The organism is Microcystis sp. M049S2 (assembly GCF_020245625.1).
GTDB lineage: Bacteria > Cyanobacteriota > Cyanobacteriia > Cyanobacteriales > Microcystaceae > Microcystis > Microcystis ichthyoblabe_A.
Window position 1 is genome coordinate 1 of record NZ_JADBUN010000041.1, and the last position, 13129, is coordinate 13129.

The 13129-nt window shown below is 43.9% G+C and carries 12 protein-coding genes; 4 read left to right on the forward strand and 8 right to left on the reverse strand.

Translation table 11 applies throughout. The features are described from left to right. From IM496_RS03755 to der, 3 genes are all read right to left on the reverse strand, one after another. Positions 1–521, reverse strand: a 521-nt coding sequence (locus tag IM496_RS03755) for an Ig-like domain-containing protein (RefSeq protein WP_287661266.1), incomplete at its 3' end; no start/stop codon positions are given. Positions 522–1251: 730 nt separating this feature from the next. Continuing rightward, on the reverse strand, positions 1252–2127 hold the full coding sequence (locus IM496_RS03760) for an energy-coupling factor transporter transmembrane component T family protein (protein WP_104395262.1): 876 nt from the start codon (positions 2125–2127) through the stop codon (positions 1252–1254). A gap of 3 nt (positions 2128–2130) precedes the next feature. Beyond that, entirely contained in the window at positions 2131–3489 is a 1359-nt protein-coding gene (gene der, locus IM496_RS03765; RefSeq protein WP_002741006.1) for a ribosome biogenesis GTPase Der, read from the reverse strand. Positions 3490–3641: 152 nt separating this feature from the next. Between der and IM496_RS03770 the strand changes: the two genes are divergently transcribed. After that, a complete protein-coding gene (locus IM496_RS03770) occupies positions 3642–3893 on the forward strand; it encodes a helix-turn-helix domain-containing protein (RefSeq protein ID WP_002794404.1) in 252 nt (83 codons plus the stop codon). Next, positions 3871–4608, forward strand: a complete 738-nt coding sequence (locus IM496_RS03775) for a hypothetical protein (protein WP_002794405.1) — start codon at positions 3871–3873, stop codon at positions 4606–4608. The genes IM496_RS03770 and IM496_RS03775 overlap by 23 nt, the downstream gene beginning before the upstream one ends. Here IM496_RS03775 and IM496_RS03780 read toward each other — a convergent pair. Further along, positions 4583–5728, reverse strand: coding sequence for a DNA cytosine methyltransferase (locus IM496_RS03780; RefSeq protein ID WP_002794406.1), 1146 nt, complete (start codon positions 5726–5728; stop codon positions 4583–4585). The two genes, IM496_RS03775 and IM496_RS03780, sit on opposite strands and share 26 nt — an antisense overlap. 270 nt (positions 5729–5998) lie before the next feature. On the opposite strand from IM496_RS03780, the gene IM496_RS03785 reads away from it, so the two are divergent. Continuing rightward, entirely contained in the window at positions 5999–6469 is a 471-nt protein-coding gene (locus IM496_RS03785; protein ID WP_287661269.1) for a DUF4079 domain-containing protein, read from the forward strand. A 369-nt stretch (positions 6470–6838) separates the two neighbouring features. Here the strand turns inward: IM496_RS03785 and mutL are convergent, their stop codons facing one another. Continuing rightward, positions 6839–8491 carry a DNA mismatch repair endonuclease MutL gene (gene mutL, locus IM496_RS03790; RefSeq protein ID WP_194017576.1) on the reverse strand — a complete coding sequence of 551 codons (1653 nt, stop codon included), beginning with the start codon at positions 8489–8491 and terminating at the stop codon, positions 6839–6841. Positions 8492–9030: 539 nt separating this feature from the next. Between mutL and aroQ the strand changes: the two genes are divergently transcribed. Further along, a complete protein-coding gene (gene aroQ, locus IM496_RS03795; RefSeq protein ID WP_194018034.1) occupies positions 9031–9486 on the forward strand; it encodes a type II 3-dehydroquinate dehydratase in 456 nt (151 codons plus the stop codon). Positions 9487–9510: 24 nt separating this feature from the next. Here aroQ and IM496_RS03800 read toward each other — a convergent pair whose 3' ends face one another. The 3 genes from IM496_RS03800 to ebsA are packed head-to-tail and all read right to left on the reverse strand — an operon-like array spanning position 9511 to position 12839. After that, complete coding sequence (locus tag IM496_RS03800; RefSeq protein WP_194018036.1) at positions 9511–11310, reverse strand: ABC transporter ATP-binding protein; 1800 nt, start codon at positions 11308–11310, stop codon at positions 9511–9513. 40 nt (positions 11311–11350) lie between these two features. Further along, positions 11351–12427, reverse strand: a complete 1077-nt coding sequence (locus tag IM496_RS03805; RefSeq protein WP_194018038.1) for a phosphotransacetylase family protein — start codon at positions 12425–12427, stop codon at positions 11351–11353. Between the two features lie 34 nt (positions 12428–12461). Then, positions 12462–12839, reverse strand: a complete 378-nt coding sequence (ebsA, locus tag IM496_RS03810; RefSeq protein ID WP_104395267.1) for a type IV pilus biogenesis protein EbsA — start codon at positions 12837–12839, stop codon at positions 12462–12464. Positions 12840–13129 lie beyond the last annotated feature (290 nt).

The window sequence follows — 13129 nt, forward strand, 5'->3', positions numbered from 1 at the left end:
CCATTGTTACCGGCCACGTCACTGTAGCTATCGGCTGCCACGGACACCGAGCCAATGGTTTCCACAGCATCGTCGGCCGTGAAGATGGCCGTATAGCTGTTGCCATCCACTTGGGTGAAGTCGCTCAGGGTTCCGCCGCTGACGTTCACATCACCGGCTGTGAAGCCATTCACAGTTTCGCTGAATTCAAAGGTGACTAGAGAACTGTTAGTTCCGTCGTTCAGGGAAGCATTAACGATATCGACCGTCACTGTGGGTGGGGTATTGTCGTAGGGAACGAAAACAAATTGCCCATCTACCGCCTTGATACCACCAGTGCCATTGACGCTTGTGGCTCTGACACCAAGGGTGACAACACCCTGAGCCAATAACGATTCAATCTCTACCCCTTGATCCTTGCTGTAGCTGTAAGTGTAGGTATTACCCGCAGTCAGAAGATTGCTGCCATTATGCTCCGTTCCCGTTAACCCCGTATCGGAAATCTTGTCGTACCCATCCCAGACGATACCAGTCCCATTCATATTGAGACTGTTATCCTTCGATAACAATCTGATAGTCCCATCCGCGTTGCTATCGCCATTCGACCACCAGAATGCGTTGAGGTCCATTGACCCCTTCTTCATATCAACAGTCCATTGATTTGTGACTGTGTTGTAAGAAGCGGTGAACCAGAGAGCCTGGGTGGTGTCGCCGTATTCCCAGATGTAAGTGCCTTCCTGCAATGTCATAATAAAAATTCCCAATCAACAATTCTATACATACGGCAGATTCAGGCTCAGTCTGGTACATCTTCTAAGTGGAAAGGCTTATCCAATAAGGAGTTATCGGTACAAAACGGACAGAAGAATCGCCGTATCTAAATGATAACAGATTATGTAGCGTATGTAACCATTTAGGGGGGGCAAGCAGCCAGTGGCATTGATTCTGTGGAAGGATTCTCCTGGGGTAGCAGAGAGGGAGAATTACTACTCCTCCCAGAGGCGCGAAGGGTTCCTCGGTCATAAATTGCAAAATATTGCGGTTCTGAGAACGCAGGTTCGTCACTGCCGTCAGCATCTGCGCCCTGAAAGGGTGACAACGAGGTTAAAGTCTAGGCTGGGTGTAGGCTGTGGGGAGTTTTTTGCTGTGAACAGTAAACAGTGAACAGTAAACAGTAATCAGTGCAAAGACAGTAGGAAACTTCTATTTAATACTGCACACTTAAAACTCGCATCTGATAACTGATAACTGATAACTGATAACTGATAACTGCTATAAACCCCCCCAAACTAATCGGGCTGCCCAAAAGGGAATTAACAAAAATAAAGCAATAAAATCAGCCGATCTTAACTGTAATTGGTGCCAGCGCACTTGATGCTGATTGGGACTGGTAAAACCGCGAACCTCCATAGCGATCGCTATTTGTTCGGCGCGCAAAAGCAAATTATCTAGTAATTTTTCCACTACTGTTAACCAGACGTTTAAACTTCTTTTAATCCCTAATTTTTGCCAATCGATCGCCCTAGTTCGCACTGCCCTAGCCAGATTTTGCACTTCTTCTAAAACCAGAGGAATAAAGCGCAAAGAGAGGGTCAGAGTCAGAGAAATTTCCGTCACCGGCACATTAAATCGCCGTAAAGGACTCATTAAATTCTCTAAACCTTCGGTAATTTCTTCCGGCGCCGTCGTCAACAAAAAGAGATTAGTGCTATAAATCAAAGTAAAAACTAACGTACTAATTCTCACTGCTAATTCCAAAGAACGTCGGGTAACAAATAAACGGCCTCTATCCCATAAAACATACTGATAATCACTTGCTGGCGGTAAATTCAGCCCTTCCTCTGGTAAACGCGGCTGAATACTCACCCCTAAACCATCGGGAGTGATAGCAGTAATCAGAAAGACGATAATCGCTAAAAATATCAGCCAGCCCATCTGTTGCCGCCAGACGCGGGGAGGAATAGGAGCCAACAGGGTTAACAACATTAACAATCCCACCAAAGCTAAACGCCACCAAGGATTAGCCAATAAAGGTGCCGCTAAAAAAGCCATTAACCAGATAAATTTTACCCGCGCATCTAGTTGATGTAGTCGGGTAATCGGTTGATCGAGATAAAGACCGATGGGCAAACTTCGCAATAAATCCATAAATTAGACCTTGGTGGCTCTATTAACCGTTTTTTCCACTTCTCGCGCCGGTTTGCCGCGCCAGATTAAGCGGATCGGGGTTCCTTTAAAGCCTAACTGTTGCCGGAATTGCCCTTCGATGTAACGGCGATAGTTATCATTAAAGCGCTGGGGATCGTTAACAAAAAGGGCGATCGTGGGGGGTTGACTCGATACTTGCGTGCCATAGTATAGTTTCCCCTGTTTTCCGCCTCTGGTGGTGGGGGGATTGTGCCATTTAACCGCATCTTCGATCACATCGTTGATTACCGAGGTACTGACGCGACGACGGTGAGATTCGGCGGCAATATCGACTAATTCGAGGATTTTGGTGACTCTTTGCCCCGTCATGGCACTGACAAAGATCATTTCTGCCCAATCCATGAAATACAGCCGATCTTGGAGCATTTTGGTGTAAGTATTGATGGTGTAGGTGTCTTTCTCCACCGCATCCCATTTATTGACTACTAGCACCACCGCACGCCCTTCTTCAATGATTCGCCCCGCTAATTTTAAATCCTGTTCGGTGACACCATCTAGCACATCGATGACGAATAACACCACGTCAGACCGGCGAATGGCCTTAAAAGCACGGTTAATACTGAAAAATTCGGCTCCATAGTCCACATTCTTCTTACGGCGAATGCCTGCGGTGTCAATTAACCGATACACCTGTCCTTCTCGTTCGATTAAAGTATCGATCGAGTCTCTGGTGGTTCCCGAAATCGGACTAACGATCGCCCGTTGTTGTCCGGTTAAAGCATTGAGAAGACTGGATTTACCCACGTTAGGACGACCGATAATTGCCACTTTAATCTCTTCATTTTCGGGAATTTCCGCCCCGGGTGGCAAATATTTAATCAGGGCATCAAGTAGTTCTCCTGTACCAGAGCCGTGAATGGCCGAGATGGGGAAGGGTTCACCGATGGCTAATTCCCAGAATTCCGTCGCTTGCAGGATACCCTGTTCCACCGATTCACATTTATTGACTGCCAAAAGTATCGGTACATTTTGCTGTCGTAACCAAGCGGCAATTTCTCGATCGCCGGCGGTAATTCCTGCCTGGCCATCGACGACAAAAATCGCCACACTTGCCTCTGCTAGGGCGATTAAAGCCTGTTCGCGGATTAAAGGGAGAAATTCGCTGTCATCGTTAAAAACTAGCCCTCCTGTATCGACAATTTGAAAATCTCGATCGCACCAGAAAGCTGGTTGATAGGTGCGATCTCTGGTAATCCCGGGTTGATCAAAAACGATCGCCTGTTGATCTCCAGCGATACGATTGACGAGGGTAGATTTGCCCACATTGGGACGACCGATAATAGCGACGACAGGCAGTTTCATAAGAGGGGGAGGGGACGGAAATTAAAGACCCAATATTCTATCATAGCGATTTGCGATCGACCTTGGTTGATTTATCTGTTTCTGTTCGGCACTGAGACATTGAATACTTTAGTCTGTAGAACTTTGGTATACAAAAGACTAGACTTCAGGTTATGCAATCTGGTCAACTAGAGCAAATTTTAGGACGAGAGCTACAGCGTTATCGCCAAGAAAAAGGGTGGTCGCAAGAGTATTTGGCGGAAGTAACAGGTCTGCATAGAACTTACATAAGTCAACTAGAGCGAGGATTAAAAAGTCCATCGGTGAGAGTGCTTAGTCATATTACTAATGCTTTAGGTCTGAGGATGAGTGAATTTTTTTCTTCCGTAGAGGAATCCCTAAGTGTTAACGAACGACGAGACTAAAAGACTAAAGCAGGCCATTCTAGCCGCAATTGCCTCACCATTGATTGGCTCGATCGAGGATTATAGCTGGGAAGCAATTTTTCATTATATCAAGAATATTCCTTTATCCGATCCTGCCCTAGGCAGAAGCAAACTACTCTACGATGCAGTGGACAGTAAAACTGCCAGTGGTTGGTCGCTCAAATCTCTACAAATGAATAGTTTAACTACAGATAATACCTTTTTGTTCGTAATTCAACGAGCAGATATTATCAAAAAAGCCATTCAACTTGGGGTTCCCTCTTTGAATCTGCAATCTTCCCCCGTACAACTGGGAACCGCCATTATTCAACACTGGAACGAGAAGATTCACTCCAGTCAAACTGCTCAAAATGTCATCAACAGCTATGAGGGAATATTGCTAAAAAACCGAGAGGGCAATGAATATGTTTACTGTGAATACCCCCTTAATCCTCTTGATCCTAATGTTTTTTCTTGGGCATGGGCAATAGATAAAAAAACTGGAGAAGTAGGGGCAGGTTTACAGGGAAGCATCGCTGGCAAAACTCAGTTAGTTTGGTACAAAAATCAGAAACAGTTGTTTAGAAGCAGAACAATCCCCGCTGCCGCTATTCGTCTGAAAATTGAGAGAACTCGTCTGACAATAGATCGATATGTGGAGACAATTTTTGCAGCGCTACAAACCCAAACTAATACTCAAGATTTTGTCCCATAGAGTCTGCTACCACTTTGCCTAACAGTGGTGGCACAGATTCTCCAATTTGAGAGGCCATATCAGTATAAGTCCCTAAAAAGTGAAAATGATCGGGATAAGAATGTAATCTTGCTGCTTCACGAATTGTGATTGTCCGATTCTGCGTCGGATGAAAAAATCTGCCAGAACCGGGATGAAAAAACCACCTTGTAATTGTTCTTGCTGGTTTATCCCAAGAAAGTCGACCATAGGCCCCGCTATAGTGTTTTTTCGGTGCTAATTCAGCAGGTAAATCTCTCGCATCTTGTCCTTCCGCCAGAATTTGCACTCTTGACATTTGAATTGGTGTTAAAGCACGGGCAATGTGATTAACAATTTTTTGACTTTGCTCACGCATCTTCTGTTGATATATGGTCTCGGGTTCCCTAGTATAAATTTCGTGATCATAAGCTTGTCCTGCTTCTAAAGTAGGTAAATCACTAATGGCATCTTTAACAGTAGTAACTGGGGCAATATTTGGTTCTAGTAAAGTAAGCTGTGTCCAAGATTTTACAGCTTTATAATCACTTCTGATATCACCAGAATGAGTTGCTTGGGGAAGGGATGGTAAACGATCTAGACTAGCTAAAAAAAAGGCTCTTGAGCGAGTTTGTGGCACTCCATAATAAGCGGCGTTTAGGGAAGTAGTAACTACTTGATAACCCCAAGATTCTAAATGTGCTACAATTTCATCTCTGATGATACCGCCATAAGCTTTCAAAATTTCAGGAACATTTTCCATGACTACATGAAGAGGACGAAACTCTTGAACAAATCCTAAGAAAGACTTATATAAATGATTGCGAGAATCATTAAGATAGCGATACCCAGCCGGGATATTTCGTGAAAATCCTTGACAGGGTGGACCCCCGATAAGGGCGGTTAATTCTTCTCTTTGTAAACCTAAGTATAAGCGCAGTTCTGATGGATTAACTTTGCGGATGTCTTCCTGAAAAGTGCGTGTTTTAGGATAATTATGTTGATAGGTTGCTAATGCTTTCGCATTTACATCAATTGCACAGATAGATTCAAAACCAGCTAAATGAAATCCCGTGGTCAATCCACCCGCACCAGAAAATAAGTCGATAATTTGTTGTTTCATGATTGAATACTATCGTATTCGGAGCCTCTTGTCAACTAAATATAATAGCGATAGTAAGCTGTACTGCATTTAAACTGCGTATTAAGTATTTTAGTACAAAAGCTCTAGTTATCTCTCCCTACACCCAACACCCCACACCCCACACCCCCCTCTCCTATAGCTTTTAAACGGAATTTAGTATGACAGGTCCAGTGACCCAGAAAACAGGGAAGCGCGAGCGATTCATGTTAATTTTTATTAAGAAGCGATCTTTGATGAGAACAGACAACTATGAACTTCGAGATTCCCAGTGCCGTAAAAACTTGGTCACAATTTGGCCATCCCATTCTCATGTGGGTTTTATTAGGATTAACTATCTATGCCCTCTATTCGGGGCTACAATGGCGACGGACCAGGACAGCAGATAAAGACCTAAAAAAAGAATTATTGCCCAAAAATTTTCGCACTAAACACTATCAAATTGGCTCCCTAATCCTCGCTTTAATGGTGTTGGGGACGATCGGGGGTATGGCGGTGACTTATATTAATAACGGTAAATTATTTGTCGGTCCCCATCTGCTGGCCGGTTTAGGGATGGTGGGTTTAATCTCGATTAGTGCCGCTTTAGTACCTTTAATGCAAAAAGGCAACGAATTGGCTAGAATCACCCATATTGCCCTTAATGCCGTCATTTTAGGTCTTTTTGGCTGGCAAGCCTTCACAGGAATGGATATAGTCCAGCGTATTCTCAGCAAAATGTAAGAAAACCTAAACAGAGAGGATGCGTCATCAGACGCATCTAATCCTATGGAAGAAGGGAGAGGAGAATAAATAGGGTCTGCTGAAAAAGTTTGCTGGTGGGTGTGGGGTGTAGGGTGTAGGGTGTAGGGTTTTACCGATTTTGAGGAGGTCAATTACCTAATTTTCGGGGAAAAAGCACCTGAATTTTCCCCCTGATCACTCCAATGGTCGGCACTTTTTGAGGGAAAAAAGTCTAAAAACCTTATCCAACAAGGTTTTTAGATTTATTCAGCCAACCCTAAATAAAAATAATCTCCTGAATCCTGACTCCTGAATCCTGACTCCTGACTCCTGAATCCTGATAACTGATAACTGATCACTGATAACTGATTAAATGCCGTGACTTTTGCCGATTACCCAATGACGACGGAAGAAGCGAGCGAGCGAAGTTTCTTCTAAGGATAAGTAAATCGGTCTTCCGTGGGGACAAGTGCGGGGATTACGGGTATTTTGCCAATCATCGAGTAAATTCTGCATTTCTTCTAAACTTAAAGCTGTACCGTTGCGGATCGCACTACGGCAAGCGGTGGCAACCTGAGCAGTTTGTAAATCGCCCCCTAAACTTAATTCTAGTAAAGCATCAGCCCGATCCTCCCGTTCTTTTAGTAGAACAGGAATACTACGAATTGCCCAAGAGCGATCGCCAAAACTAGCAACTTCTAATCCTAAACGTTGTAATTGTTCGACTTGTCGAGTAGTTAACTGATTTAAGATGATCGGAGTATCTAACGGCACGATTTCCCAGTTATCCTCTAAACGTTCGTACAAAACCCGCTCATGGGCAATATGTTGTTCCACTAACCATAATCCGTTAGGATGTTCGGCAACTATATAAGTTTGGTGAATTTGAGCTAATGCCTTTAATTCCAGCCGATTTTTCCTGGATTTCTCCCCTATTATATAGGTGCTTTTTTCTTCGGCAGCCTTGAGAATTTGACTGACGCGCTGATTTTGCGCTTTTTCGGGTATATGTTCGGGATTTAGTCCTAACGCCTTGTCTATGGCTGAAATTATCTGTTCTTGCCAAAAAACAAGGTTATGCAGGTATATTTCCGCTTTGGCTGGGTGACGATTCCAATCGATCGAACGAGGGTTAAGATGTAGATGGAGAAAACAAACGGGATAGCGATCTTTAGGGACTGTGCGAGCGAAAGCTTGAAATATTGCCTGTTCTAACTCCGATGAGCGCACCATTCGCCCATTAACAGCAATTTTAACCCAATCCGGTTGATGGCGAGAAATGCGATCGGGCAAACCGATGACCAATTCAATTTGAGCCAATTCTGCGTCAGGAGTCGTTAAGTCAAGTTTTAGGGATGCTAAATCGTTAAAATGCAGAGATTTAACTAATTGCGGTAATATTTGACTGGCATCCTTACTCGGACTGATGCGTAACCAATCTTGATGATCTTGGAAAACCTGCCAAGTAATTTGGGGATGACAGAGGGCAAAATTATGAATTAAAGTCTGTATATCCTTTAATTGTTTGTTAATTGACGGTAAAGCTTGACGACGCACGGGAAAGTTACCAAAGAGATTCTCTACCGTGACGATAGTGCCGATAGCTATAGGAATCGTTTCTAAATTATCCGGCTCGCCCTGGTGATTGTAAAGACAATAACAACCTAAATCATCGTCATGACGACTGGCAACCCGCAGACGCGCCACCTGTGCGATACTGTGCAAAGCTTCTCCACGGAATCCGAGACTGGTAATCTGCCAAAGATCGTCCCGTTGGCGGATTTTGCTGGTACTGTGGGCATAGCTACACAGTTGCAAATCTTCTCTAGACATTCCCCTACCGTTATCCGATACTTGTATTCGCCAGTTTTGCGGAGATATATCGATGGTAATTCTATCTGCCCCCGCATCAATGGCATTTTCGACTAATTCTCGCACCACAGCGCCTAAAGAGTCGATTACCTCTCCTGCGGCAATTAAATCGATTACGTCTTGGGGTAAAACTTGTATGGGCAAGGTCATCAATTAATGGTTTTAGCCAAGGGCAAACTCGATATATTGTCGCACAGGGGGTGCATGGTCAAGGATTCCCCTCCCTAGCAATTTATCGGCGATCGCTGCTTCCTTGCCATCCCGCTGCACCGATCAAATATAGCGATAGTCCTGGAGCAAGTCCAATGAGTATGGGCTACATATCAGGAAAGGCACTGCTGCAAGGGGAGTGACTCTCAAATTATTACAGATGCGTCAGCAGCTGCGTGTAAGCATCCCACCGAAAAACTAATGCGCGGGGGGTTTGGGGGCGGCGCCACGCCCCCAACGGGGGGTTTGGGGGGTAGAACCCCCCAAAAGCTTGGATTGAGTGATAGAATCGCAAGCAATACTAAATCCCTTGAGTGTAGGCTACATATCAGGAGAGGCACTCCTGCAAAACGGAGAATAAATAATCAGTTTTTAATAACTGGATTTAGTGTGATTACCGTAGCGGCAAAAATGCTGTTGATAGGCAATAATCTCTGATCGAGATAAGATTAATTCTGGTGATGATAGGGAAGACAGTAGTGAATAAACTAAGCATTCTGGTTTTACACGGACCGAATTTAAACCTATTGGGGAAAAGAGAGCCGAATCTCTACGGTAACGTCAATTTAGAAGCGATTAACCAGTTTTTAAGCGAAGAAGCTACCCGTTTAGGGGTGAATTTAACCGCGCACCAGTCCAATCAGGAAGGGCAATTAGTGGACTGGATTCAGCAAGCATGGGGTCAGCATAACGGTATTTTGATTAATGCAGCAGCTTATACTCATACCAGTATCGCCATCCGCGACGCAATCTTAGGCACAAAAATTGCCTGTGTGGAAGTACACTTAAGCAATATTTACAAACGCGAGTCTTTTCGTCATCATTCCTACATTGCCGATATAGCTATCGGACAGATTAGCGGTTTTGGGGCCGAAAGTTATCGGTTAGGATTATGGGCATTAGTCGATTATTTGCAAAAGAATGGGAAATTTTAGTGCAAATTCTGGAACTTCGCGGTTTTAAACCCAAATTTTCGATAAACTAGCGTAGAGGCCGTCTTTGGTTAATAAATCTTCATGGGTTCCCGATTCGACTAATTCCCCGCGTTTCAGGACAAGAATTCGATCGACATTGCGAATAGTGGAGAGACGATGGGCGATAATAATAGCAGTACGATCGACTAAAATCTGTTCTAAAGCTTCTTGGATTAATACTTCTGTCCCCACGTCTAAACTAGCAGTAGCTTCATCTAAAACTAAAATTTCTGGGTTACGAATAGCGACTCTCGCAAAAGCGAGTAATTGTTTTTGTCCTCCCGACAAATTTGCGCCCCGTTCGCGTAAAAGGGTATGATAACCATTGGGTAACTCCTCGATAAAGTGATCGATATTAGTTAATTTAGCCGCTGCCTTCACCTGCTCAAAATCATAATTTTCCCCTAAAGTAATATTGCGAGTAACATCTCCAGCAAAGAGAAAAGTTTCTTGGAGAATGACACCGATATAACGTCTTAATTCCGCTTGGGGAAGATAACGGATATCGATACCATCCACTAGAATTCTGCCCTTATTTGGTTCATAAAGACGACAGAGAAGACGAATAATCGAACTTTTTCCCGCACCAGTCGGACCGACTAAAGCGACTTTTTCCCCCGGATTAATGGTAAAATTGAGACCTTTGATAATATATTCATCTGGTTTATAACCAAACCAAACATTTTCAAAAATAATCTCGCCAGTTTTAAGTTTTGCTGGGAAAGAAATCTCTTTATAATTGTTAGAATCGGTGATTTCAATAGGAATACTCATTAATTCCCCAATGCGTTCAATAGCAGTAAAACCCGATTGAAACATGGTAAATTTTTCGGCAAACTGACGCAGGGGATTAAACAGACGTTGGGAGAATAAAATAAAAGCCGATAGAACCCCAAAATCAATGGTTTTTTGGAGAATAAAAATACCGCCTAACCATAATACTCCTGCCACGGCAATTAATCCGATCCATTCCAACGTAGCTGAGACGGCCGAATCATAAAAAATTGTTTTATCTAGGGAGCGACGATACTGAGTATTGGTAGCGCGAAACATTTCAGCGTTAAAGCGTTCGCGTCGAAATAATTGAACAATATTAACTCCGACTACATTTTCCTGTAATTGGGCATTAAGTTTTGATAATTGCTCGCGTACTTGATAGTTAGCGCTGCGATATTGTTTTTGAAAAAAGATAATTAAAGCAGTGACAGGAAATAACATCAACACCAACAATAGAGCTAATTGCCATTGCAGGGTAAACATGGTGATGATAATAACTAAAATATTGACCAGATCACTGACAACTCCGATCGCCCCACTAGCAAAAACTTCTCCTAATGCTTCCACATCGCTGGTTAAACGAGTGACTAAACGTCCCACGGGAGAGCGATCAAAAAAACTAGAGGAAAGGGAGGTGACATGGGTAAATAAATCTTCCCGGACATTAGCAGTAATTGACTGACCGACTTTCTGCACTAGATAACCTTGTGTTGTCCCTAAAATCAGTCGTAAAATAATCGCAGCCGACAGGATAATAATTAGGGTATTAATGGCTGCTGTTAAGGGCATTTGAGCCAAAAAATCCCAAGTTTGTTCCTTTTGCAAAAGGGAGACCGCTTGACCAATAATTAAGGGTTGGATCGCCCCCGTGAGAGATAGGGGAAAAAGAAGTATTAATGACCAAAATAGCAGGGCTTTTTGCTTTTTTGCGTAGGGAAGTAATCTTAATAATAAGCTCCAGTCATTTTCTTTGACCGGAGATGACACAGGGGAGGATGATAGACTCATGAAGTGATTTCCAGTGAAATTCTGGGCAGCCGGGGAAAAATTACGCCCCTATTGTTAACTTTTCTAACAGGCGATCGATTTGGAAATGTTCCTCCATTAATTCTCGAATACAAGCGACTTTTACCTGTTCCTGTAAGCGGATCTTCCCGAAGGCCTGATCGACGATTTCCACGGTACTGAGAGTATCTAAATTGACCGAGAGAATTGGTACTTCTAAATCCTCGGCCCGTCCCAAGATTAGGGGATCTGGAGAGATGGAACCGGTTAAGATCAAACAGGTGGTAGAAGTTTCTAGGGCAGCTAACTGGAGGTCTGTGCGATCGCCGCCCGTGATCACGGCCATATTTTCCCCCTTGCGAAAATATTCTAAAGCGGCGTTGACATTCATCGCCCCGATCGCTAAACTTTCTACCATCCAATCTAAACGATCGGGCCGACATAATACTTTTGCCCCCAAAAGATGGACAATTTCCCGAACACTAATACTACGCAATAATTTACTGGCAGGTAACAGTCCTAAAACTTCCACTCCTTGGCGGGACAAATAGGGTTTCAGGAGAGATTGTACTTCCTCCCAATCATCGGCCGGGATATCACTAATCACTACCCCCAGCAGCTGATTATTTAATTCCTCTCTTGCTTTCAGCAGACTCTCGGCAATTAGGGGAGAACTATAGCGGGCCACCAATAGGATTGGAGTTTGGAGAATTTTGGCCATCTCCCCCATTGATAACTGAAAAATGCTCCCTTCCCAGAGAGTCCCCGGCCCTTCGAGGAGGATAATATCACTGTTAACTCGATCGAGATAGCCGGCAAGAATATTGCCGTAGTCCTGTTGATCTACACCTTGCAGACGTTTAGCAACGGAATCCGCATCAGTGTAGATCAGGGGTAAAGCCAGCTGATCGGGGGATAATTCTAATAATTGCCGAATAAATTCTACATCCTCATCGACCAATTGCCCATCGACGTATCCCGGACAATTGCCCACTGGTTTGCCGTAACTTATCTCTAGTCCTTTTTGTCGCAAGAGATGCGCTAACCCGACGACAGTTCCCGATTTACCACTGAGGGGTTCCAGGGAAGAGATAAGTATAGATTTGGCTGATTTCGCCACGATTTGCTCCTTTTAACCCGTAAAATCCCGACTTTTATCCTTCAAATCGCAGCAGTTTCCGATAAAATCCCTGCGAAAAGTCGGCTGAACCTAGCTGCTTAAAGGTTTTAATTGCACCGATTAGATATTCGATCAACTCGGCGTTAATAATCGTCATCTCATAGCTTAGGTCGGCCTGTCCTTCAAATTGTAAACGACAACGGGTCAATTCCGAGGGCAATTTTGATACATACCAAGAGGCCACAAAAGGAATCCCTTCGCTATTTTCTATGTGACGACGACCTTCTAAAGATCCTCCTTGATACAAAGCGATCGCATAGGGCAAGATACTATGTTTGTCCTTGGCATAGTAGGGCATATATACTAACACATCAGCCTTATTAGCGGGTTCTAATTGTTCGATCGTCGGCATAATTAGTTAATTCTTTGCTTCACGGCCAAGTTATTAGCACAAATGATCTTTTCGATATATTTTAACCGATCGCCCCCAGAATCTCCCGATTGAGAAAATAGGCAGAATTGACGACCAGATCATCCCTCTATACTGAGGTGATCATCGGCTTTGACATCCTCACCGCCGTAAACGGACGGTGATTCCTCACCACGCCACCTTTTTGGGATGGTCGCGTCAATGGGGCTTCGGCCGTGAGCTCAGGCTTCGACGGTGAGCTCAGCCGAACCGCCGAACGGTTAACGCTTCAC